The sequence below is a fragment of the Yoonia sp. MH D7 genome (assembly GCF_054439475.1).
The window spans coordinates 3,229,036-3,252,432 of record NZ_JBTJCF010000001.1 but is presented as its reverse complement, the minus strand read 5'-3'; the positions used below and the strand labels follow the sequence as shown (position 1 = coordinate 3,252,432).

The following is a 23,397-nucleotide window of genomic DNA, read 5'->3' as shown; positions in this document are numbered from 1 at the left end:
GCGTTAAACGTTTGACGGGGAAGAGTATTTCTTCTTTCCCCTCTCGCAATTCGCCACAAGATGTGCTATATATTGGCTACCACTCACTAGAAGTGGACTATTGAGGATAACGACAATGGCCCGAACAACCGTGTTCGCGTTCGTCATGATGTCGGTTTTGGGCGCCTGTACGGACGCGCAGGGCAAGCATATATCGACGCGCGACGACAATTCCATGCTGCGCTTTTCTGCGTCTAACTATGTCCTCACCCTAGAGGATAACGCACGCTAGACGGGCCTGCAGCATACATAAATAGATCGGGCCCCACGGCCCGACCATACCCTTATAACATCGCTGGAACGACCAAATCTGGCGGACGATGCCCATCGGCAAACGTCTTGATGTTGATGATTACTTTTTCACCCATCTCAATCCGGCCCTCGACGGTCGCAGACCCCATATGCGGCAGCAGCACAACATTCGGCAGCTCTTTCAAGCGCGGATTGATATCGCTCGCATTCTCGAAAACATCCAGTCCGGCCCCCGCCAATTCACCATTACGCAACATACGGGTCAGCGCGTTTTCATCCACCACCTCGCCACGCGACACGTTGATCAAAACCGCATCCGGCTTCATCAACTTCAAACGGCGCGCATTCATCAAATGAAACGTCGACGGCGTATGCGGACAACTTACCGACACCACATCCATACGGGCCACCATTTGATCAAGGCTCTCCCAATAAGTCACATTCAGCTTTTCCTCGACCTCAGGGCGCAAACGCTTGCGATTGTGATAATGCACCTGCATACCAAAGGCCGCAGCACGGCGCGCGACAGCCTGACCAATACGGCCCATGCCCAAAATCCCCAAACGCCGGCCACCAATACGGCCACCCAACATCGCGGTCGGGCTCCAGCCCTGCCATTCACCACTTTGCATCACACGCAACCCCTCGGGAATACGCCGCGTCACCGCCAGCATCAGCGCCATCGCCATATCTGCCGTATCATCCGTCGTCACACCGGGCGTGTTGCTCACCTGAATCCCGCGCTGACGGGCGGTCGACACATCAATGTTGTCCACTCCTGCACCGTAATGGGCAATCAAACGCAGTTTCTCGCCCGCACCCGCCAATAAACCCGCATCAATCTGATCGGTAATCGTCGGCACCAGCACGTCAGCGGTCCGCATCGCCTCGGCCAAGGCCTCGCGGCTCATCGGCAAATCGTCATCCCGCAGTTTGACATCAAATAACTCGCTCAACCGGGTCTCGACAACATCCGGTAATCGTCGCGTCACAACAACACTTAGCCGTTTACCTGCCATGAAACTCACTCCCCTGCTTTTCAAATCAGCACTTAAATGTCAGGTTGCAAGAAAGCGACGCAAGGCACAAGAACCGATGCGCGCGAAATGCAGTGATAAAGGCGATCAGGCAATGTTTTCATTGGCAAAATGGGTATGTGTGGCACTGTTATGCGCAAGCACCGCAGTCGGTCAGGACGCCAGCACAATCGGCCCCGAAACCAATCTGCCGATGCCACGCTTCGTCTCGCTCAAGGCGTCCGAGGCCAACGTGCGGCGCGGCCCGTCCCTGACCCACAGAATCGACTGGGTGTTCAAACGCAGAAACATGCCACTGCAAGTGGTCGCAGAATACGGACACTGGCGGCGTGTGATTGACCGCGAGGGCTTGGGTGGCTGGGTGCATTACACCATGATTTCCGGCACCCGTACTGTGATCGTCGACCAAGACCACCTGATCCTGCGCGCCCGCGCCGATAACGCCTCTCGCGAAAACGCCGAACTGGAAGCAGGCGTCATCGCCAAAATAGAGGAATGCGCCCTGCAATGGTGCCGCCTCAACGCAGAGGGCTATCGCGGCTGGGCGCCAAAATCCACGCTCTGGGGCATCACCGACACTGAAATACTCGACTAAGCACATGAGCCTGAACACTGATACCCGCCTCAACCTCTCGGCCGGCACGCTCTCTGTGACTGTGGCGCTGATCCTTGTGATCGGCAAACTCTGGGCGCTGGGGCAAACCGGCTCGCTGGCGATTGCTGCGACATTGGCCGATAGCGCGATGGACCTGATGATGTCGCTTGGCGGTTTGGTCGCCATTGCCTACGCCGCCAAACCCGCCGACGACGATCACAACTTTGGCCATACCAGCGCCGAAGATCTGGCGGCACTCGGCCAATCCGTCTTCATCATGATTTCGGCCGTCGTCATCGCCTCTGCCGCGATCATGCGTCTGCTCGACGACACGGTGGCTCTCCCGGAAAATGAGACGAGCGGCATGGCCATCATCACCTTGTCGATCGTTCTCACCCTCGCATTAGTGGTCTGGCAACGGCGCGTCGCGGCCCGCACCGGCAACCGCGTGGTGGCTGCCGATAGCCTGCACTATTTGGGCGACCTCATCCCTAACGTCGGCGCGCTGCTGGCACTCTGGGCCTCGGCACAATTTGGCATCGGGCAGATCGACAGCATTGTGGCACTCGCCGCCGCCGTCCTGCTTGCGTTCGGTGCATCGCGCATCGGCAAAGCCGCATTTGACGCGCTGATGGACCGGCAAGCCGACCCCGAAATGATCGCGGGCATCGCAGACATCGCCACAAACTTCCAAGGGGTGCATGGCTACCACGATCTGAAAACACGGGTCGCCGGGTCTGCGGTGTTTGTGAACCTGCATATCGAACTTGACGGCACTCAAACCCTTGAAGACGCGCATCGTATCAGCGCAGCCCTACGCCGCGCGATCACCGACGCGTACCCCCGCGCCGATGTTCTTATCCACAAAGACCCGGCCGGCGTCGAAAAACACCCCGAGGACACGCGCTAAATCGTCTAGACACGTGCAAGACGCAAAGAAGACGCGATAAAGACAGGCGGTTAAGCCAAGCCGCGCCCCTTCAACAACGCCTCAACGCCCGGCATCCGCCCACGGAATTTGGTATATAATTCCGCCGCATCCACAGACCCGCCCGACGACAAAATGGTCTGCTCCAACCGCTTTGCCAGGATCGGGTCAAACGGCCCCTCCCCCTCTTCAAATGCGGCAAATGCATCAGCATCCATCACCTCGGACCACATGTAACTGTAGTAGCCGCAAGAATACCCGTCACCCGCAAATACATGGGCAAACTGCGGCGTAGCATGGCGCATCCCGATAGCATGCGGCATGCCAATATCTTCCAAAACCTGCGCTTGTTTCTGCATCGGATCACTGGGCGCGGCACCCTCGTGAAACGCCAGATCTACCAACGCCGAGGCAACATATTCGACAGTTGAGAACCCCATATCATAGGTCGCTGCCCCCAACATACGGGTCAACAAATCCTCTGGCATCGGTTTTCCCGTTACCGCATGGATCGCAAATTCTGCAAGAACTTCAGGCACTTCCAACCAGTGTTCGTACAACTGACTGGGCAATTCCACAAAATCTCGCGCGACCGATGTGCCACTGATGCTTTCGTAAGTCACATCCGATAACATCTGGTGCAACGCATGACCAAACTCGTGAAACAACGTGCGCGCATCGTCGTAAGACAGCAACGCAGGCGCGCCATCCTCGGGCTTGGCAAAGTTGCAAACATTAATCACATGGGGCCTGATATCCCCCGCCAATTTCTGCTGCGACCGCATCGCGGAACACCACGCGCCCGACCGTTTTGAGCCCCGCGCAAAGTAATCGCCAATGAAAACCGCCACATGCTGACCGCCACGCGTCACCTCCCATGTGCGCACATCATCATGGTATTTCGGTGCTTCAATCGGCGCAAATTCCAAGCCAAACAAACGATTTGCACAGACAAACGCCGCCTCGATCATGCGATCCAATTGCAAATAAGGCTTCAACTCGGCCTCATCCAGATCGTGCAATTCCTTGCGGCGTTTTTCACTATAAAACCGCCAATCCCAAGGCTGCAACGGCCCTTCCCATCCATCCGAATGTAGCAATCTTTCCAACTGCTTAGCGTCATGCTCTGCCGCCGCCTTGGCAGGTTTCCAGACCTCCATCAACAACCCGCGCACCGCCTCAGGCGTGCCCGCCATTTCAGTCTCTAACTTGTAATTCGCAAAGTCGTCATAGCCCAAAAGCTGCGCACGCTCATGACGCAACGCCAAAGTTTCCGCCGCAATCCCACGGTTATCCGTCTCGCCCACATTGGCCCCACGCGCGGTCCAAGCATCATAGGCTTTCTCGCGCAAATCACGACGTTCCGAAAATTGCAAAAACGGCACGATCAACGAGCGCGACAGCGTCACAACAGGCCCATCAGCACCCTTTTCGTTTCCCGCCGCCTTTGCCGTCGCAATCACAAAATCAGGCAGCCCCGCCAACCCGTCCTTGTCCAGCGCCATCGTCCACGATCGTTCATCCGCCAGCAGGTTCTGCGTGAACTGCGTGCCTAAAACCGACAACCGTGACTTCACATCACGCAAACGATCCGCCGCCGCCCCCGTCAACTGTGCCCCCGCCCGCACAAACCCGCGCCGCGTCAACATCAACACCCGCGCTTGTTCATCACTCAGACCAAGGTCATCACGTTGATCCCAAAGAGTTTCAACCCGCTCGAATAACGCCGTATTCGCCGTGATCCACGACCCATATGCACTCAATTTAGGCGCAAACTCACGCTGTAACGCCTCGCGCGCGGGGTTACTATCCGCCCCTGCAACGGTATAAAACGTCCCCAAAACACGGCCCAACAGATCCTCGGCCATCTCCAATTTCTCAATCGTATTGGCAAATGTCGGGGCCTCGGTATTCCCCGTAATCGCATCGATATTGGCCTTCGCCGCTTCTAACGCGGCATCAACTGCAGGCATAAAATCATCGTCAGAAATCGCCTCGAACGGCGGCAATTGAAACGGGGTGTCCCAGTCGGACAAAAGCGGATTGGTCATGGGGAAATCTCCTTTTTCCACAACCTAGGGTGCGCCGCCGCGTTGCGCCAGTGCTGACCTAACGCTTGTGCATTCTGCGCTCGAAATTGCGCAAATGGCTCGCGTATAGCTAGCGACCAACTTCATGCGCGACGTCCACCGTTTGTTGGTTTAAATATCACTGCGCTACGCAGGCGCGTGACGCCCAGCGCAGACTTCGCAATCATCGCGTCTGCTGGCTGAAATGACGCGGGTTTGCACGTAAAGTGCGTCATAAATCAGTAGTTTGCCTCGCAAACCCTCGCCAGCGCCGGTAATTTCCTTGACCGCCTCCAGCGCCATCATCGCGCCGATCACCCCTGGCAAGGGCCCGATCACACCTGCCTCGGCGCAATTTGGCACCAAAACAGGATCAGGCGCGTTGGGAAAAATGCAGGCAAAACACGGTGCGCCGCGCGCGGGATCATAAAGGCTCATCTGCCCTTCCCACTGCGTCAACGCGCCCGCGATCAAGGGTTTACCCGCTACTGCGCACGCAAGATTGACCGCGAAACGGGTTTCGAAATTATCGGTCCCGTCCAGCACCAGATCGTAATCAGCCAGTAATTCAGCCGCGATATCCGACGTAAACTTGCGGTGGTATGGGCGTAGCGTCACATGCGGGTTCAGCGCCGCCATCGCATCGACAGCAGAGTGAACCTTGGGCCTGCCGATTTGCGCGGTGGTGTGGATCACTTGGCGTTGCAGGTTCGTGGTGTCGACCACATCATCGTCAATCACGCCAATCGTGCCAACGCCGGCCGCCGCCAGATATTGCAGCGCAGGCGCACCCAAACCGCCCGCCCCTACTACCAACACACGCGCATTTTTCAGCGCTTTTTGCCCCGGTCCACCAACTTCGCGTAACATGATATGGCGGGCATACCGATCCAGTTCGTCGCTCTCAAATGCACCTGTTTTGACAGGCTTCGCATGGGTCGCAACGGCCATTGCTTTCACACGACGCAACCCCGCGCGGTAGGCATAGCCGATCGCCACAAACGCCAACAACAACGCCCATAGCCGCACATCGCCGCCAGTCGCTTCGCGCAACGGATGCCCGTCAGGCAGTTCGATTTGAATAAAAATCACCCCCGCCATCAGCACGCAAACCATCACCATACGAGCACGTCTAGGGGTACCCATCGCGGCCCCGATACCCCACAAAACACCCATCATGGCAAGAACAGTAATCATGCGCCTGTTGACCCGAAACCGCCCGCACCGCGCACGGTGTCATTCAATACATCGACAAGCGCGAATTGCGCTTGCACTACAGGCGCCACGACCATCTGGGCGATACGCATCCCGTGGGTGACCTCAAAATCGGCATCGCCCATATTTATTAAAATCACTCCAACAGACCCGCGATAATCACTGTCAATTGTGCCGGGCGCATTCACCATGCTGATCCCGTATTTCAGTGCCAAACCAGAGCGCGGCCTGATCTGCACTTCAAACCCCTCGGCAATCGCCATGCGCAAGCCAGTCGGGATCAAAACCCGCGCGCCCGCTTTTAGTGTCACCGCTTGGCCGTCAGCAAAATTCGCGCGCAGGTCAGCCCCCGCCGCCCCTGCAGTCTCGTATGCGGGCAACACAATATCGCGATCCGCACCCTCTGCCCACGCCAATTGCACGATCATAACAGCGCCTCTGCAATTTTGAGAGCCAAGCGCGCGGCCACCGCATCTTTGCTCATGCGCGGCCAATCCTCTGATCCGTCGGCCATGATCAAGGTCACATCATTTTCCGACCCGCCCATAATGCCCGTCGCAGGTGACACGTCATTGGCAACGATCCAGTCGCACCCCTTGCGCAGCCGCTTTGCTGTGGCATTTTCAATGACATCATCTGTTTCAGCAGCGAACCCCACTACCAATTTCGACCGTCCCTTTTCGAGTTTGGAGAATGTCGCCAAAATATCAGGGTTCTCCGCAAATTCCAAAGTCGGCAAGCCATTCCCGTCTTTTTTAATCTTGCTCGCCCCCGCATTCGCCACACGCCAATCCGCCACAGCCGCCGCAAAAATCGCTGCATCTGCCGAAGGCGCATCCATCACTGCCGCCAACATTTCCGCAGCAGTTTGCACCTTGATCACACGCACACCTTGGGGCGGCGGCACATCGGCAGGACCGGTGATAAAAGTCACATCAGCGCCCAAATCTGCCAGCGCCCGCGCAATCGCCGTACCCTGCGCACCAGCGGACCGGTTCGCGATATAGCGCACAGGATCAATCGGTTCATGTGTTGGACCAGAGGTGACCAGCACATGTTTGCCCTGCAGCGGACCGCCCCCGAGTGCCGCATCAATCGCATCCACGATCTCTAGCGGCTCGGCCATACGCCCGTAGCCAAATTCGCCACAGGCCATGTCGCCTTCGCGCGGACCAACCGTCAAAATACCATCCGATTTCAAGGTCTCGACATTGCGCTGCGTCGCACGGTGCTCCCACATACGCACGTTCATCGAAGGTGCAACCAGCACGCGCTTATCGGTCGCAAGCAGCACTGTAGAGGCGAGATCATTTGCCAAACCACCCGCCATTTTCGCCATCAAATCGGCGGTCGCAGGTGCCACAACAATCAAATCAGCGGCGCGGGACAGTTCGATATGCCCCATCTCGGCCTCGGCCGTCAGATCAAACAGGTCCTGAAATATCTTCTCGCCGGCCAACGCCGACACACTTAACGGGGTCACAAATTCAGCGCCCGCTCTGGTCAGTACCGGCGTCACCTTTGCGCCGCGTTCGCGCAGGCGCCTGATCAAATCCAGTGATTTGAACGCCGCGATTCCGCCACCAATAATCAGCAAGATGTGTTTGTCAGCGAGCATATTTCGACCTCCGGTAATTTGGCCCAACTTTACGGCACAAATCACCCGAAACACAATGAGCGGCGGTTAGTGCAGCATTGCCATCAACTCTGGCCCTTCAGCCTCTAGTGATTTGCGCATTTTGCCAAACGCTGCCGCCTCTAGTTGCCGCACGCGCTCTTTGCTCAATCCCAATTCGCCACCTAAATCTTCTAACGTGCGTGGCTCGTCGCGCATTTTACGCTCGCGTACAATGAACTGCTCGCGATCATTCAACGATGTCAGCGCGGTCAATAACCACTGGCGCAGGGTCGCAGTATCATGATTGTTGCCTACCTTTTCCTCGGCTTGCAGCCCGTCATCCTCTAGCGCATCAATCCATTCGCGACCTTCGTCCTCTGCGGATTGGGTGGCATTCAGCGAGAAATCCGAGCCTGACAACCGCCCGTCCATCATCACCACATCGTGCAACGGCACACCAACTTCGTCAGCAATCAACTTGTGCAAAACATGCGCCTCTATTGTCACGCCATCCTTGGTCGCCTCACGTTCAATGCGTGCCTGTACACGGCGCATGTTGAAAAACAACGATTTCTGCGATGATGTGGTTCCCGTCCGCACCATCGACCAGTTCCGCATCACATGGTCTTGGATAGACGCTTTTATCCACCAGACCGCGTAGGTCGAAAACCGCACGCCGCGGTCAGGGTCAAACTTTTCAGCGGCCTTCATCAAGCCGACAGACGCCTCTTGAATCAGATCATTCATCGGCGTGCCATAGCGGCGAAACTTACCCGCCATCGAGATTGCCAGCCGCATATAGGCGGTGATCAGACGGTGTAACGCCTGTTCGTCGCGGTTATCACGCCATGCATATGCCAGTGCCAATTCGGTATCAGCATCCAGCATCTCGGCCCTCATTGCCTTGCGCGTGTGTGTCTGGTCAAAATTTTTGACGTCACCCATGATTGCACCCCTTTAATGACTTGATAACTATTATTACGTGGATTGGTTGCGCTCGGATCACAATTAGTGGTTATTTTGTGCGATCACTTTCTGTGATGGCCCACCTGACCATATGTCATTGGCCGCCAGATACGGTGTCGCGTAACCTAAGCGGGTCGCCCCTTTTCACAGTGAGACTGCTTTGATGACCTACCAACTCTACCTCGGAAACCGCCTTTACTTCAGCTGGTCGATTGCGGCCTATCTGATGTTCGACCGCTTTGGGCTAGGGGATCAGGTCACAACGACCATTTTGCGCCCAGACAGCGAGGCGGCCTTGCGTCCGATGCTCAAAGACCTCGCACCGGCGCGTACACTTCCCATTGCAATCACGCCCGACGGCGCTTTGCTAAACGACAGCATGGCGATTGCCGAAGAACTGGCAAGCCGCCACCCCGACATCGCGTTTTGGCCCACCGACCCACTGGCGCGCGGCACAGCACGCGCATTGGCCAACGAAATGCACTCGTCCTTTGGCGGGTTGCGCGGCGCTTGGCCCGTGAACCTGCGGACGGCTTACGCGACCGTCACCCCACCCGACGACATTGCGTCAGAACTGGACCGGCTGGAAGAAATCTGGACCCACGCGCGCCACGTCACAGGCAGCAAAACCCAATGGCTTTGCGGAGATTACTCTCTGGTCGATGCGATTTTTGCGCCCATGGCCACGCGCCTCGCGACCTACGGCTTTGACACGCGCCCCACCAGCAAAGCCTATGTCGCGGCTCACCTGGCTGATCCATCTTTGCGGCGCTGGCGGGCAATAGGCTTGGCAAGCGAGCCGACACTCCCCGCCTTTGAGCGTGATTTCACAGAGGTCACATGGCGCGGCCCGCCGCTATTATCCGCCAAACCCGTCGCAACAGGCACGCCCGAAAATACAACCTGCCCCTACTCTGGCGGCGCAATCACGCATCTGCTCGAAATCAACGACCGCATCTTTGGTTTTTGCAATGCATCTTGCCGCGACAAAACCGTGAACGACCCCGCCGCGTGGCCAAAATTCATGAACCTCCTTTAGGCCGCGTTAACCTTTCTTAAACCGTCTACCGCTACCCGTTAACCAGATCACAACGGGGGCGGCATGACGGCGCTAGCATACACAGTCGCATTCGAAGGCATCGAGGCGCGCATGGTCGAGGTGCAATGCGCGGTCACACCAAGCATCCCAGCGTTCACAATCGTCGGACTAGCCGACAAGGCCGTATCAGAGGCGCGCGAACGGGTGCGCTCTGCGCTATCCTCGATGCAAATTGCGCTGCCGTCCAAGCGGATCACAATCAATCTGTCCCCTGCCGACATGCCCAAAATCGGTTCGCATTTTGACCTGCCCATTGCGCTGGCCCTGCTTGCCGCATTGGACATCATCCCCGCCGATGACGCCGCGAATACGGTGGCTTTGGGCGAACTCTCTTTGAACGGCGATCTTGTCCCGGTGGTCGGTGCTCTACCCGCAGCTATGGCGGCCGCAACCGAAGACCGCCAGCTTCTGTGCCCCTATGCTTGTGGCGCAGAGGCGGCGTGGGTCGGCAATGCCAAGGTAATCGCCCCGCGCAGCCTCGCCGCCGTGATCCGCCATTTCAACGGCCAAGCCGTTTTGGCACCCTCCGAACCGGGCGAAGTACGCATGCAATCAGGCACCCGCGACCTTGCGGAAGTGAAAGGTCAGGAACGCGCTAAACGTGCTTTGGAAATCGCCGCCGCAGGACGCCACCACTTGCTGCTTGTCGGCTCTCCGGGGTCAGGCAAGTCAATGCTCGCCGCCCGCATCCCCGGCATTTTACCGCCCCTCACCCCAACTGAGGCCTTGGAAACGTCAATGATCCACTCGGTATCCGGTCTGCTCGAAGAAGGCGGGATCAGCCGTGAACGGCCGTTTCGCGAACCACATCACACCGCATCCATGGCCGCGATTGTCGGCGGCGGACGCGGCGCAAAACCGGGCGAAATCAGCCTCGCGCATAACGGCGTGTTGTTCATGGACGAATTCCCGGAATTTCCGCGTACCGTTCTTGAAACCCTGCGCCAACCGATTGAGACTGGCGAAGTCATCGTCGCGCGCGCCAATGCACACATCAAATACCCCTGCCGATTTATACTGGTCGCGGCCGCAAACCCCTGTAAATGTGGCTACTTAACCGATCCTGCGCGGGCCTGCTCGCGCGCGCCAATCTGCGGTGAAGACTATATGGGCCGCATTTCCGGCCCGCTTATGGACCGCTTTGATCTACGGGTCGAAGTGCCGCCCGTCGCCTTCACCGACCTCGACCTTCCCCAAAACGGCGAAAGTTCTGCGAGCGTCGCCGTCCGCGTTGCGCGCGCCCGCGACATTCAAACCACGCGGTTCAAAGCGGTTAATCATGTGCGCGTGAACGCCGATGCCGAAGGGAAAATCCTCGAAGATATCGCCACGCCCGACGAACAGGGCCGCGCCTTGCTCACTAAAGTTGCCGAACGCTTCGGCCTATCCGCACGGGGCTATCACCGCGTCTTGCGCGTCGCGCGCACCATCGCCGATCTGGAAGGATCAGATGGCGTCCGTCACCCACATGTCGCTGAAGCCGTCAGCTACCGATTGGCGCTTTCAAAAGAAGTCTGAACAAAACTCGCGACCTCTAGCAACGCCTCACGCGCCTCTGGCAACCAGCCATCCAAGATTTGAAACACATGCAACTCAGTGTCTTTTTCACGCAAAATAGCGGCGTCACCCAGCTTTGCCGCCATGCGACGCGCATCTGCGGCCAATGCTTCGCCAGTTCCCACTTGTATCAAAACAGGTGGCGGCGCGCGAAATTCCGCAAATAACGGCGAGGCACGCGGATCATTGCGCGCAGCGCCACACAAAAATTGATCTACCGCATCGTTGATACGTGCCATCGGCAAAATCGCCTCGGTGGCGCAATACAATGTGTCCCCCGAAAGCGTCAAATCGGTCCAAGGTGAAAACGTAAATGCCCCTGCAGGTGTCTGGTCGCGCTGGGTCAAATCAGCCAAAAGCGCAAGCATCAGACCACCACCCGCACTATCACCGCCAAGAATAATATCAGCAGGTTCATAGCCCAGCGCAATCAAGTGCAGCCACGCGGCCCGCGCATCATCAAAGGCCGCAGGGAATGGCGCCTCTTGCAACAACCTGTAATCTGGCGCGCAGATTTCAACGCCCGACAGTTTGGCAATCCGCCCCAACATACCGCGATGCGTTGCACCGCTTCCCGACAAATATCCGCCACCATGCAGGTAAAGGATAATTTTGCGCGACGCAGGTTTGCCAACCCTGATCCAATGAAACCTCTGTCCATCAATCATCGTGGCCGAATGGCACAAAAACGGTGGCTCCCTGAAAAACCAGGCCGACGCACGGTCAAATTGGACCTTCGCCTTTTCGGGCGTGCCTGCCCGCGCAAGGCCGGGGCGCACAAATCGACGTGCGCCCCGTGTCGCCAAACGCAGTTGCAGGCTTTGCGTCACTTCGCGCGTCGCCGCTCGATCGCTTCCCAGATTTTGCAAGTCACGTTGGTGCCGTCAAAACGCTCCAACTCTTGCAAGCCCGTGGGCGAGGTCACGTTAATCTCGGTCAACCAATCGCCGATCACGTCGATCCCTACGAAAACCTGTCCTTTTTCACGCAAAAGCGGGCCAATCGCCGCGCAAATTTCGCGGTCACGCGCTGTGAGCTCAACTTTTTCAGGACGTCCGCCAACATGCATGTTAGAGCGCGTTTCGCCCTCGGCTGGCACACGATTGATCGCACCGACGGGTTCACCGTCAACCAAGATCACGCGCTTGTCGCCCTTGGTTACATCAGGCAAAAACTTCTGCATAATCAACGGCTCGCGGTTGATGCCAGAAAACAGCTCGTGAAGCGACGCGAGGTTACTATCACCCTTGTTCAACTTGAATACACCCGCGCCGCCATTGCCATACAGCGGCTTCAGAATGACATCACCATGGCGCGCACGGAACGCTTTCAACGTCTCCAAATCCCGCGCAATCATCGTTGGCGGCGTCAAGTCAGGGAACGTCAGAACCAACAGTTTTTCGGGGTAATTGCGCACCCAAAACGGATCATTCACCACCAATGTATCCGGGTGGATCATGTCGAGAATATGCGTTGTCGTGATATAGCCCATATCAAACGGTGGATCCTGACGCAGCCAAACCACGTCGAAATCAGACAGGTCAACCTCGACCTCGTCACCAAGTGTATAGTGATCGCCCTTGACCCGCTGCACCGTCACCGGCCAACCGCGGGCTGTGACACGCCCCTCTTGATACGCCAGCTTGTCAGGCGTGTAGTAAAACAGACTATGGCCGCGCGCCTGCGCTTCTTCCATGATGCGAAATGTGCTGTCCGCGTCAATATTAATCGGACCAATCGGGTCCATTTGGATAGCAACTTTCAACGACATAGCAGACCTCGGGGTTATAAACTGTTGCGTAATACATGGCGCAGCTACGCGCACTCTTCAACCAGCGTTACGCTTCGGCAAATGCATTTTCAATAATTTGCACCTGCCCCTGCCCGTTCACCATAGCAAGATCAAAACGCAAATCAGTCAACTGCCCATTCGGCTCATCCGCAATAAACTCGGATGCCGCACCAACCAAGCGGTCCATTTGCCTGCGACCCAACCGCGTCGCGGCGCGCGCAAAACTCGCACTTTTCTTCACTTCGACAAACGCAACCTGCGGTCCATTACGCAAAATCAGATCGACCTCGCCACTTGCGCCGCGCCAACGCGTCGCGGCCAAACTATACCCGCGCTCCAGATAATCACGTGCCACAATGTCCTCTGCAACGCGGCCTGCATGATAACTGGTCTGTCCTGTCACTCATCTTCTCCTAAGCCCAAGGCCATTTGATAGACCTGCCTGCGTGGCAAGCCCATTGCGCCCGCGACCATCGTGGCGGCATCTTTTACGCGCATGGTTTTCATCGCCTCGCGCAATGCTTCTGTCACATCCATTTCGGCAACGTCTGTGGCCCCTTCACGGCCCACAAGGACCACCAATTCACCCTTTACTGTTCGCCCGTCAAAGGCCGTGCATAACTCATCCAGTGACCCACGCTGGGTTTCCTCGAACTTTTTCGTCAACTCACGGCAAACGACCGCCTGCCGTTCACCCCCCAGAACGTCGCGTAAACTATTTAACATATGGCTAACGCGCTTGGGGCTTTCATAAAAAACCAACGTGAAAGGCGTGTCGCGCAACAGCGCAATCTCGGTCTCGCGCTGCACCTTAGCGGCAGGTAAAAACCCAACAAAAGCAAAGCGATCTGTGGGCAAACCCGACACGGTCAAGGCCGCCAAAACCGCCGATGCCCCCGGTGCCGTCGTCACCGGCAAGCCCGCCGCAATCACCGCGCGGCCCATCTCGAAGCCCGGATCGGCGATCAATGGCGTCCCCGCCTCGGAAACATAGGCTACCGATTTACCAGCCAGAATAGCATCAACAAACCCTTTGGTCGCCCCATCGCCGGTATGATCATGAAACGCAACAACCTTGCGACCATTCAACGGAACCCCATGAATTTCCATGAGTTTTCGCGCTGTGCGTGTATCTTCGGCGGCAATCAAATCAGCAGAGGCCAGAATATCAAGCCCGCGCAACGTCATGTCTCGCGCCGACCCAATCGGGGTGGCAACGAAATAAAGACCGGCAGTCAGCGGCTTGGTCAGGAAATTCATAGCTGGACCCTTTTGGCTAAGACATTATTATAGCCCCAAGTGATGACCTATGGACGGACAAACCGCCATCGGAAAAAGTCGCAATAAACTTTAGGGAGTTTGTCCATGTTTGCCCGTTTCTCTAGTGTCCGCAAGGCGGCTGCACAAATTTTCGCCCTTATGTCGATGATCTGGCTTGTGGCCTGTGAACCCGTTGGAATTGTTGGTGTAAATGACAATACAGGATTGCGTATTGACCCAAATGCACCCGTCCAAGTGGGGCTTTTGGTACCGGGCGGATCTGGTGCCGGCAGCGATCGTTTGCTTGCGTCCAATCTGGAAAACGCGGCGCGACTCGCAATTTCTGACCTGAATGGTGTGAAAATCGACCTGCGAATCTATAACACTGGCGCTGATCCGTTGCAGGCGGCTTCTGTCGCAAGCCGCGCGGTCGACGACGGCGCTAAAATCATTCTTGGGCCGCTTTTTGCGGAAGCTGCAAACGCCGCAGGTGTCGCAGTGGCGTCGCGCAACGTGAATGTGCTGGCGTTTTCGAACAACCCGACAATTGCGGGCGGCAACGTGTTTATCTTGGGCGCGACGTTCCAGAACACCGCCAACCGCTTGGTGCAATACTCCAGAGGTCAGGGGATCAACCGCTTCATGATTGTGCACGGCAACGATCTTGGCGGTCAGTTGGGACGTGACGCGATCGCAAATGCAGTGCGGGCGAACGGTGCAGAGGTCTCAGGGATCGAGAGCTACGAATTGACCCAGCAGGGTATTGTGTCTGCCTCTGGCCGGATCGCCGCCTCTACAAAAGCGGGCGGTGCAAATGCGGTGTTCATGACCGCTGGCGTGAATGCCGACCTGCCAATTCTAGCAACAACATTGCCAGATGCAGGCCTGAACCCTGCCGACACCCGCTATATCGGCCTTACCCGTTGGAACGCGGCGCCGCAGGCGCTAGCCCTTCCGGGATTGCAGGGCGGTCTGTTTGCCTTGCCTGACCAGAATATGGCGAACCTGTTCGAGAGCCGTTACAATGCCGCATATGGCGCAAAACCGCATCCTCTCGCAGGCCTTGCCTATGACGGCATCGCTGCTATTGGTGCGCTGGTTGCATCGAACAACGTCAACGCATTGACCAAAGCGGCGCTGACCTCCCCACAAGGGTTCCAAGGCACATCAGGCATTTTCCGCCTGCTGCCAAATGGCCTGAACGAGCGCGGCATGGCTGTCGCGACCATCCGTAACAATCAGGTAGTTGTCCTTGCCCAAGCCCCAAGAACCTTTGCTGGCGCCGGTTTCTAAACCGGCCCAAAGCACCACATGCGACAGCACGCCGGACAATCTAATTTGTCCGGCGTCACTGATTTTTGACACTGTGCAAACGCGCAGCGCGATTGATATGGCCGTTTCAGATCTCAGCGATGCCCGCGAGATACGCAAGGCGACCGTTGATATTCTGATGGCCGCACAAAAATCAGGACGCGAGGCAATCCGGCAGGCGTTCGAGCTAGCCCCGTTTGATGCCCGCCCCACGATCCGCGCCTATAGCTACCTGACCGATCAACTGGTGGGCGAAACGCTATACGTCGCGACGACATACCTGCACCCGTTGTCTGTACCAACTCAGGCCGAGCGCTTGTCGCTGATTGCTGTCGGCGGTTACGGACGCGGTGAAATGGCCCCGCAATCAGATGTCGATCTGCTATTCTTGATGCCCTATAAAATCACCCCTTGGGCCGAGAGCATGATCGAATCGATGCTCTATATATTATGGGATCTCAAGTTAAAGGTCGGCCACGCGAGCCGCACGATCAAAGATTGCCTGCGTCTTGCGGACGAAGATTACACGATCCGCACCAGTCTGGTCGAATACCGTTTTCTGGCGGGCGACAAGGCGCTGTCGGATGAATTGGGCAAGCGGCTCTGGTCTGACCTGTTCAAATCAACCGCTGCCGAATTTATCGAGGTCAAGCTGACCGAGCGCGACGCGCGCCACATCAAGCAAGGCGGCCAGCGTTATATGGTCGAGCCAAACGTTAAGGAAGGCAAAGGCGGGTTGCGCGATTTGCAGTCGCTTTATTGGATCGGCAAATATGTAAACGGCGTGAAAGAGGCCTCTGAACTGGTCGCGCACAAGGTGTTCACCGACGCCGAATACGAAACCTTTCACAAAGCTGAAGATTTTCTATGGGCGGTCCGCTGCCACCTGCACCTGATCGCAAAGCGACCGGTGGATCAATTGACGTTTGACATGCAAGTCGAGGTCGCGTCGCGCATGGGCTATACCGATCATGGCGGCAGACGCGCGGTCGAGCATTTCATGCAGGATTATTTCCTCCGCGCCACGCAAGTCGGCGAGTTGACCCGCATCTTTTTAACCGCACAAGAAGCCGCCTTTACCAAACCCGAACCGATGCTGACGCGCCTGCTCAAGCGCCGTAAAAAAGCAAAACCACCCTACGCGATTTTACAAAACCGGCTGACGATCGACGATACCGAGGCATTTTTGGCCGACCCGATCAATCTGCTGCGCATTTTTGAAGAAGCAATCCGCACAGGGACGCTGATGCACCCCGACGCGATGCGTTTGCTATCCGCCAATCTACATTTGATCGACGACGACGTGCGCAAAAGCAAGGTTGCCAACAAACTTTTCCTCAACACCATGATCAAATACGGCAACCCCGAACGGGGCTTGCGATTGATGAACGAGTTGGGTGTTCTATCGGCGTTTATGCCAGAATTTGCCCCTATCGTCGCAATGATGCAATTCAACATGTATCACCATTATACCGTCGACGAGCACACGATCCAATGCATCAGCCACCTTGCGCGGATCGAGCGTGAAGAGCTGATCGAAGAACTGCCCGTTGCCTCATCAATTCTGAAAAGCGGCGTGAACCGCAAAGTGCTATACGTCGCACTTTTGCTGCATGACATCGGCAAGGGTCGTCGCGAGGATCATTCGATCCTTGGCGCACAGATTGCCCGCGTAGTGGCCCCCCGTTTGGGCCTGTCCAATAAGAATTGCGATACGATCGAATGGTTGATCCGCAACCACCTCTTGCTCTCCGATGTGGCGCAAAAACGCGACATATCAGAGCCGCGCACCGTACGTAATTTTGCCAAAGCGATGAAATCGGTTGAACGGCTGGACCTTTTAACCGTGCTGACCGTCTGCGACATTCGCGGCGTGGGGCCGGACACATGGAACAACTGGAAAGCGGTGTTGATCCGCAACCTGTATAAGGCAACACGTTTTGCGCTTGAAAACGGGCTGGAAGAGATCAACCGCGATACCCGCGAGGCCGAAGCCAAACGCGCCCTGCGCAGCGAGTTGGCAGACTGGCCCACAAAAGACCTGCGTATCGAGGCGGGGCGGCATTATGGCCCCTACTGGCAAGGGCTGCCGCTGGCTGCACACAAGATTTTCGCGACCCTGTTGCGCGACATGAACGACGACGAAATCAGCATTGATGTTGTTCTGGACGAGGACCGCGACGCCACCCGCATCTGCCTTGCAATGGTCGATCATCCCGGCCTGTTCAGCCGGATGACAGGCGCGCTGGCTCTGGTCGGCGCCAATGTGGTCGACGCGCGGACTTATACCTCAAAAGACGGCTATGCGACCGCAACCTTCTGGGTGCAAGACGCGGAAGAACGCCCCTACGAGACCGCCCGCCTGCCCCGCCTACGCCAAATGATTTCGCGCACCCTGCGCGGTGAAATCGTGGCCCGCGAGGCGCTGAAAGACCGTGACAAGATCAAGAAACGCGAACGGGCGTTTCGCGTGCCAACCCATATCATATTCGACAACACAGGCTCGGAAATCTACACAATCATCGAGGTCGATACCCGTGACCGCCCGGGGCTGCTTTACGACCTGACCCGCACGTTGGCCAATAACAACGTCTATATCTCTAGCGCCGTCATCGCGACCTACGGCGAACAGGTTGTGGATACGTTTTATGTAAAAGACATGGTGGGCTTGAAATTCCATAGCCAAGACAAGCGCGACGCATTAGAGCGCAAGCTGCGCGATGCAATTACACAAGGCTCTGAAAGGGCACATACATGAAACCGATCAGGCTGATGGCAGGATTTTTCACCGTCGGCATCTGGACACTCCTCAGCCGGTTGATGGGGTTTGTGCGCGACATCATGATCGCCAGCTATCTTGGCACAGGACCGATCGCCGAAGCGTTCCTCGTCGCCTTTTCCTTGCCCAACCTGTTTCGCCGCTTCTTTGCCGAAGGCGCGTTTAACATGGCCTTTGTGCCGATGTTCTCCAAAAAACTCGAAGACGGTGATAATGCCAAAGCAGACGCGCTGAAGTTCGCACAAGACGCCTTTGTCGGACTGGCCTTTGTCCTCACCATCTTCACCGTGATCGGCATCATCTTCATGCCACTCCTTGTCACAGCCATGGCCAGCGGGTTCATCGGCGACAGCCGCTTTGACCTTTCGGTCTATTACGGACGCATCGCTTTTCCCTACATCCTGTTCATATCGCTCTCTGCACTTTTGTCAGGTGTGCTGAACGCCAATGGCCGCTTTGTCGCGGCCGCCGCTGCACCCGTGTTCCTCAATATCATATTCATCAGCGCCATGGTCCTCGCAGCCCTCGTCTGGGCATGGAGCGACACCGCAGCCGCAAGCATGGAAAACGCCCTGCGCCTGCATTTTGGCGAATGGCTCGCCTTTTCCGTGCCGGTCGGTGGCGTGGTGCAAATGGCGCTGGTCTGGGTCGCTGCAAAACGCGCAGGCTTCCCGATGCGCCTTCGCTTGCCCAAAATGACCCCCGACCTGAAACGCCTGGCCCTCATCGCCGCCCCCGCCGCCCTTGCAGGCGGTGTTGTGCAGATCAACCTGCTGGTCGGCCGCCAAGTCGCCAGTTATTTCGACGGGGCAGTCGCATGGCTAAACTACGCCGACCGCCTTTATCAACTGCCTTTAGGCGTGGTCGGCATCGCAATCGGCGTGGTCTTGCTACCCGACCTGTCGCGCCGGCTTCGCGCCGATGACGTGGCTGGCGGGAAAGACGCCTTTAACCGTGCCAGCGAGCTGAGCCTCGCTCTGACAATTCCCGCCGCCGTTGCCCTAATGGTGATTCCCGTACCACTGGTCTCGGTCCTGTTCGAACGCGGCGCATTCACCGCCGACGACACCATCCAAACCGCCATGGCTGTCGCGATCTACGGTCTTGGCCTGCCGGCGTTCGTGCTGCAAAAAACTCTGCAACCACTGTATTTTGCACGCGAAGACACCAAACGCCCGTTCTACTTTGCGCTCGCCGCGATGATCCTCAACGCGGGCCTCGCCATCGGCTTGTCCCCCTATATCGGCTTCATCGCAGCCGCCATCGGCACCACACTGACAGGCTGGGCCATGGTCATCATGCTCTACGCCGCCTCTCGCAACATGGGCGATGCAGCACGGTTCGACGCGCGGTTCTGGGTGCGGCTCTGGCGGATCATCATGGCCTCTGGCGGCATGGGCCTGTGCCTGCTCTTGGCCTCTAGCATCCTGACGCCGTTCCTCGGAACAGCTACAATCCGCTACCTCGCCCTCATCGCCCTCATCGTTATCGGGATCATCAGCTACTTCGGCATCGGCCAGATGATCGGCGCGTTCCGGCTGGGTGAATTCAAGCGGGCGCTACGGCGCGGCGCGTAAGAAGCCCTGATACATTTACAAACCTACGCCAAACAAAGCGATCTTTGGCGTAAGGATTGGAGTGAAGCCAGTGATTTATCACTGACTGCACGTTTCATAGCAGCGCCCACAGAACAGACTTACTCGATCGCCTAAGATTGCCGCCCTAACGTCGGGAATCGCTGCCGATTACCGTTGACGCAACCTGACCAACAACGCGCTCCAACCGCCTGGGGCCACTACCGTCGACACGCCGAAGCCAAACACAAACCCTGCAAGCTCTGCAATCCATGTAGGGCTGCCGCCAAAGATTAATCCAAACAACAGCTGCAATGCCAACAACACACCAATCAGGCGAAATGCTTGCAGCTGGTTTTGGCCTGTGGTGCCGAGTCGGAGCCAGATGATATAGGTGTATGCCCCGATCAGCCCGTAAACCGCGGGATAAGCCCCCAACAGTGGCACGTTCCCTCCGACAAACATCCCAAACACCAACGCGCCAAATACCAGCGACCCAATGAACACGATCAAAACCGCACCGGCACGAAACACATCACCCACAAACTTGCCCAGCGCCAACATCAAAGCGGCGGCAAATAGCGCACTGGTAAAGTTGCCATGCACAAATCCGTAAGTCACAAAACGCTTCACGATATTAAAACTGAAATCGCCAACGCCTAAAATCCGCTCTAACACTGCGGGCGAAAACGCGTAGTCCTGCATCGCGGTCAAACGCCAGCCGATCCCTAGCTGCCCACCGATCATTCCCGCCGCAGCCGCCGACAGCGCCAACTCGACCCCCACAACAATCAAGCACAACACCACAATAACAGGTGGGATCGGGTTTACGGCGGCTTCAGATTGCATTCCTAGGGTATCCTTAAGTTGACGGTCGGCTCGTGCATGGGTAAGCCGAACTAACATTAATATCCAGACCGGACCTGCGCTTATGACAAACACGACATTTACCCCCCGCGTTTTCTCAGGAATCAAACCCTCCGGCGGTTTGCAGCTTGGCAATTACCTTGGTGCGATCAAGCGGTTTGTCGGCATGCAGGGACAGATGGAAACCCTCTATTGCGTCGTTGATATGCATGCAATCACCGTCTGGCAGGACCCCGCGGCACTGGCCAATGCCACACGCGAAGTCGCCGCAGGCTACCTTGCCGCAGGTCTGGATCCGACGAAATCGATTCTTTTCAACCAATCGCAAAATGCTGCACATGCCGAGCTTGGCTGGATTTTCAGCTGCGTGGCGCGCTTGGGCTGGATGAACCGCATGACGCAATTCAAAGACAAAGCAGGCGAGAATGCAGAAAAGCACTCGCTTGGGCTTTACGCCTACCCCGCGCTGATGGCCGCTGATATTTTGTTGTATCACGCGACCCATGTGCCCGTTGGCGAAGACCAGAAACAACACGTTGAACTGACACGCGACATCGCACGCAAATTTAACCACGACTATAAGGTCGACTTTTTCCCAGAAACGACCCCCGTCATCGAAGGGGCGGCAACCCGCGTGATGAACCTCCGCGATGGCACCAAGAAGATGTCCAAGTCCGGCGAAAGCGACATGGAACGCATCAACATGACGGACGATGCCGACAAAATTGCCAAAAAATTCAAGAAAGCCAAATCCGACGCTGAACCTCTTCCCGAAACTGTCGAAGGTTTGGCAGACCGCCCAGAAGCGCGCAATCTGGTCGATATCTATGCCGCGTTGAACGACGTGACCCCCGCCGATGTGATCGCAGAATATGCAGGCGCGCAGTGGGGCAAGTTCAAGCCGGCGTTGGCCGACCTTGCCGTGGCAAAACTTGCGCCGATCTCGACGGAAATGGCCCGCCTCATGTCCGACCCTGCAGAAATCGACCGCATCTTGGGCGATGGCGCGGCACGCGCACGCGAAATTGCACAGCCGATCTTGCACAAGACTTATGATATTGTCGGCATGCTGCGCAGCTAACTCAAGAGTTGCCAGCGCGCATTCGTTCCTGCACTATCGTCAAAAATAGGGAGCGATCATGCGCAAGTTTCTAGTGGTTTTGGACGATAGCCGCGAATGCCTGAACGCAATGCGCTTTGCCGCGATGCGCGCGGCCCATTCAAACGGTGCCGTGGCGATCCTGTCCGTTATTCCGCCAGACGAATTCAATCACTGGATCGGCGTGGGTGCCATCATGCGCGAAGAAGCCCGCGAGCGCATCGAGGTCCATTTTGAGGTTTTCGCCAAATGGATGCGCGACAAACAGGGCATCGACCCCGAACTGGTGATCCGCGAAGGCGAGCCACTCACCGAAATCATGGCCCAAGTGAACGAAGACCCCGAAATCGGCGTTTTGGTGCTTGGGGCTGCCAGCGATAAAAACGGTCCCGGCCCTCTTGTCTCTGCTTTGACGCGCCAATCGGGCAGTTTGCCAGTGCCAATCACCATCGTTCCTGAAGATATCTCCAAAGAACGCCTGGAAGCGATCACCTAAATCCGCATTTCCATCACGACTCGACACACACCCAACGGCGCATGCGCCGTTTTTTGTGTCAAAAATACCATTTCAGATCACAGGCCCGTAATCTGCACGACATAAAGCAGAAAAATTAATAATAATCCTGCCCTGAAATATCTCCAAATGTGAACGACGGAAATGAAACTTTTTTGCCTATTGACCCAAAAGTAAGGTCTTCAGGGGGAGTTTCAGCGCACCTGCGCAGGGCAGTTGTGCATGCATTCACCAAAGTCAGACACGGTACGCGCGTCCGGTTTTCAAGGGGCAAAATCGATCACATTGTGCTCTCTTTTTCGTGATCGAAAGGGCTCTTTTCTTCACGGTTTGAAAGGCGCATCTCTCAATCACCAACAACGGGTAACACCGCAAACGGCAAACAATTCAATACCTTAGAAAGGTCACATCATGTCTATCAAAAAATTCTCACTTATCGCAGCAACACTTGTCGCAACAGCATCTACAGCAACTGCTGGCAACTATTTCGCTTTCGGTGAAAACCGTGAAGCAGGTTCAACACTCGAACTTGGCAACGTCACATCCGAAGCAAACGGCGTTGTACGCATCTATAACTACTCCAACGGCCAGCAAGGCGCTCTGTTGGGTTCCAAAGCAGTTTTGGCTGGTGCAAACTCTGATGTCCGCGTCAACGTAGGCAACAACAATGCCTTCGCAGTTCTCGCAGTTCTGGAAGTTGATGGCCAAGCCGTCACAACCAAAGATTACGACATCAAAAACTAAACTATTCTTTCTACCCTCCCAAGCGGGCTGGCCTTCCTCCCAAGGCCAGCCCGTTTTCCTTTTAGAATCATTCCAAACCTTG

At 56.6% G+C, this 23,397-nt stretch carries 22 protein-coding genes; 11 read left to right on the top strand and 11 right to left on the bottom strand.

What is annotated here, in order from left to right; genetic code table 11:
- Nucleotides 1–115: 115 nt before the first annotated feature.
- The gene (locus tag ACXLHR_RS16200) at nucleotides 116–271 is read left to right on the top strand and encodes a hypothetical protein (RefSeq protein ID WP_458792402.1); all 156 of its coding nucleotides are present in this window, start codon (nucleotides 116–118) and stop codon (nucleotides 269–271) included.
- Nucleotides 272–323: 52 nt separating this feature from the next.
- Here ACXLHR_RS16200 and ACXLHR_RS16195 read toward each other — a convergent pair whose 3' ends face one another.
- Entirely contained in the window at nucleotides 324–1,310 is a 987-nt protein-coding gene (locus tag ACXLHR_RS16195; RefSeq protein ID WP_458792401.1) for a 2-hydroxyacid dehydrogenase, read from the bottom strand.
- A 112-nt stretch (nucleotides 1,311–1,422) separates the two neighbouring features.
- Here ACXLHR_RS16195 and ACXLHR_RS16190 point away from each other — a divergent pair, with 112 nt between their 5' ends.
- Entirely contained in the window at nucleotides 1,423–1,923 is a 501-nt protein-coding gene (locus tag ACXLHR_RS16190; RefSeq protein WP_458792400.1) for an SH3 domain-containing protein, read from the top strand.
- Between the two features lie 4 nt (nucleotides 1,924–1,927).
- On the top strand, nucleotides 1,928–2,833 hold the full coding sequence (locus tag ACXLHR_RS16185; protein ID WP_458792399.1) for a cation diffusion facilitator family transporter: 906 nt from the start codon (nucleotides 1,928–1,930) through the stop codon (nucleotides 2,831–2,833).
- Between the two features lie 50 nt (nucleotides 2,834–2,883).
- Here ACXLHR_RS16185 and ACXLHR_RS16180 read toward each other — a convergent pair whose 3' ends face one another.
- The 5 genes from ACXLHR_RS16180 to ACXLHR_RS16160 all read right to left on the bottom strand — a co-directional run bounded on the left by ACXLHR_RS16180 (nucleotide 2,884) and on the right by ACXLHR_RS16160 (nucleotide 8,698).
- Nucleotides 2,884–4,902, bottom strand: a complete 2,019-nt coding sequence (locus ACXLHR_RS16180) for a M3 family metallopeptidase (RefSeq protein ID WP_458792398.1) — start codon at nucleotides 4,900–4,902, stop codon at nucleotides 2,884–2,886.
- 165 nt (nucleotides 4,903–5,067) lie between these two features.
- Nucleotides 5,068–6,117 (bottom strand): HesA/MoeB/ThiF family protein, encoded by a 1,050-nt coding sequence (locus ACXLHR_RS16175; RefSeq protein ID WP_458792397.1) that lies wholly within the window; start codon nucleotides 6,115–6,117, stop codon nucleotides 5,068–5,070.
- Nucleotides 6,114–6,563, bottom strand: coding sequence for a dUTP diphosphatase (gene dut / locus ACXLHR_RS16170; RefSeq protein ID WP_458792396.1), 450 nt, complete (start codon nucleotides 6,561–6,563; stop codon nucleotides 6,114–6,116). The genes ACXLHR_RS16175 and dut overlap by 4 nt, the downstream gene beginning before the upstream one ends.
- Nucleotides 6,560–7,753, bottom strand: a complete 1,194-nt coding sequence (gene coaBC / locus ACXLHR_RS16165; protein WP_458792395.1) for a bifunctional phosphopantothenoylcysteine decarboxylase/phosphopantothenate--cysteine ligase CoaBC — start codon at nucleotides 7,751–7,753, stop codon at nucleotides 6,560–6,562. The genes dut and coaBC overlap by 4 nt, the downstream gene beginning before the upstream one ends.
- A gap of 66 nt (nucleotides 7,754–7,819) precedes the next feature.
- A complete protein-coding gene (locus tag ACXLHR_RS16160; RefSeq protein ID WP_458792394.1) occupies nucleotides 7,820–8,698 on the bottom strand; it encodes an RNA polymerase factor sigma-32 in 879 nt (292 codons plus the stop codon).
- 184 nt (nucleotides 8,699–8,882) lie between these two features.
- On the opposite strand from ACXLHR_RS16160, the gene ACXLHR_RS16155 reads away from it, so the two are divergent.
- The gene (locus ACXLHR_RS16155; RefSeq protein WP_458792393.1) at nucleotides 8,883–9,758 is read left to right on the top strand and encodes a glutathione S-transferase; all 876 of its coding nucleotides are present in this window, start codon (nucleotides 8,883–8,885) and stop codon (nucleotides 9,756–9,758) included.
- 63 nt (nucleotides 9,759–9,821) lie between these two features.
- Nucleotides 9,822–11,336 carry a YifB family Mg chelatase-like AAA ATPase gene (locus ACXLHR_RS16150; RefSeq protein WP_458792392.1) on the top strand — a complete coding sequence of 505 codons (1,515 nt, stop codon included), beginning with the start codon at nucleotides 9,822–9,824 and terminating at the stop codon, nucleotides 11,334–11,336.
- Here the strand turns inward: ACXLHR_RS16150 and ACXLHR_RS16145 are convergent.
- The 4 genes from ACXLHR_RS16145 to rsmI all read right to left on the bottom strand — a co-directional run bounded on the left by ACXLHR_RS16145 (nucleotide 11,306) and on the right by rsmI (nucleotide 14,427).
- Complete coding sequence (locus ACXLHR_RS16145; protein WP_458792391.1) at nucleotides 11,306–12,244, bottom strand: alpha/beta hydrolase; 939 nt, start codon at nucleotides 12,242–12,244, stop codon at nucleotides 11,306–11,308. The genes ACXLHR_RS16150 and ACXLHR_RS16145 overlap by 31 nt on opposite strands.
- On the bottom strand, nucleotides 12,202–13,146 hold the full coding sequence (gene gshB, locus ACXLHR_RS16140) for a glutathione synthase (protein ID WP_458792390.1): 945 nt from the start codon (nucleotides 13,144–13,146) through the stop codon (nucleotides 12,202–12,204). The genes ACXLHR_RS16145 and gshB overlap by 43 nt, the downstream gene beginning before the upstream one ends.
- Before the next feature lie 67 nt (nucleotides 13,147–13,213).
- A complete protein-coding gene (locus ACXLHR_RS16135) occupies nucleotides 13,214–13,570 on the bottom strand; it encodes a YraN family protein (RefSeq protein WP_458792389.1) in 357 nt (118 codons plus the stop codon).
- Nucleotides 13,567–14,427, bottom strand: coding sequence for a 16S rRNA (cytidine(1402)-2'-O)-methyltransferase (rsmI, locus tag ACXLHR_RS16130; RefSeq protein ID WP_458792388.1), 861 nt, complete (start codon nucleotides 14,425–14,427; stop codon nucleotides 13,567–13,569). The genes ACXLHR_RS16135 and rsmI overlap by 4 nt, the downstream gene beginning before the upstream one ends.
- 105 nt (nucleotides 14,428–14,532) lie before the next feature.
- Here rsmI and ACXLHR_RS16125 point away from each other — a divergent pair, with 105 nt between their 5' ends.
- The 3 genes from ACXLHR_RS16125 to murJ are packed head-to-tail and all read left to right on the top strand — an operon-like array spanning nucleotide 14,533 to nucleotide 20,094.
- On the top strand, nucleotides 14,533–15,720 hold the full coding sequence (locus tag ACXLHR_RS16125) for a penicillin-binding protein activator (RefSeq protein WP_458792387.1): 1,188 nt from the start codon (nucleotides 14,533–14,535) through the stop codon (nucleotides 15,718–15,720).
- Nucleotides 15,701–18,496, top strand: coding sequence for a [protein-PII] uridylyltransferase (locus ACXLHR_RS16120; RefSeq protein WP_458792568.1), 2,796 nt, complete (start codon nucleotides 15,701–15,703; stop codon nucleotides 18,494–18,496). Before ACXLHR_RS16125 ends, ACXLHR_RS16120 begins: the two co-directional genes overlap by 20 nt.
- Nucleotides 18,493–20,094, top strand: coding sequence for a murein biosynthesis integral membrane protein MurJ (gene murJ / locus ACXLHR_RS16115; RefSeq protein ID WP_458792386.1), 1,602 nt, complete (start codon nucleotides 18,493–18,495; stop codon nucleotides 20,092–20,094). Before ACXLHR_RS16120 ends, murJ begins: the two co-directional genes overlap by 4 nt.
- A gap of 168 nt (nucleotides 20,095–20,262) precedes the next feature.
- Here the strand turns inward: murJ and ACXLHR_RS16110 are convergent, their stop codons facing one another.
- Nucleotides 20,263–20,940, bottom strand: a complete 678-nt coding sequence (locus ACXLHR_RS16110) for a rhomboid family intramembrane serine protease (protein ID WP_458792385.1) — start codon at nucleotides 20,938–20,940, stop codon at nucleotides 20,263–20,265.
- Between the two features lie 82 nt (nucleotides 20,941–21,022).
- Here ACXLHR_RS16110 and trpS point away from each other — a divergent pair, with 82 nt between their 5' ends.
- The 3 genes from trpS (at nucleotide 21,023) to ACXLHR_RS16095 (ending at nucleotide 23,315) form a co-directional block, all read left to right on the top strand.
- On the top strand, nucleotides 21,023–22,039 hold the full coding sequence (gene trpS / locus ACXLHR_RS16105) for a tryptophan--tRNA ligase (protein ID WP_458792384.1): 1,017 nt from the start codon (nucleotides 21,023–21,025) through the stop codon (nucleotides 22,037–22,039).
- Nucleotides 22,040–22,097: 58 nt separating this feature from the next.
- Nucleotides 22,098–22,553, top strand: coding sequence for a universal stress protein (locus ACXLHR_RS16100; RefSeq protein WP_458792383.1), 456 nt, complete (start codon nucleotides 22,098–22,100; stop codon nucleotides 22,551–22,553).
- A gap of 429 nt (nucleotides 22,554–22,982) precedes the next feature.
- A complete protein-coding gene (locus ACXLHR_RS16095; protein ID WP_458792382.1) occupies nucleotides 22,983–23,315 on the top strand; it encodes a hypothetical protein in 333 nt (110 codons plus the stop codon).
- Nucleotides 23,316–23,397 lie beyond the last annotated feature (82 nt).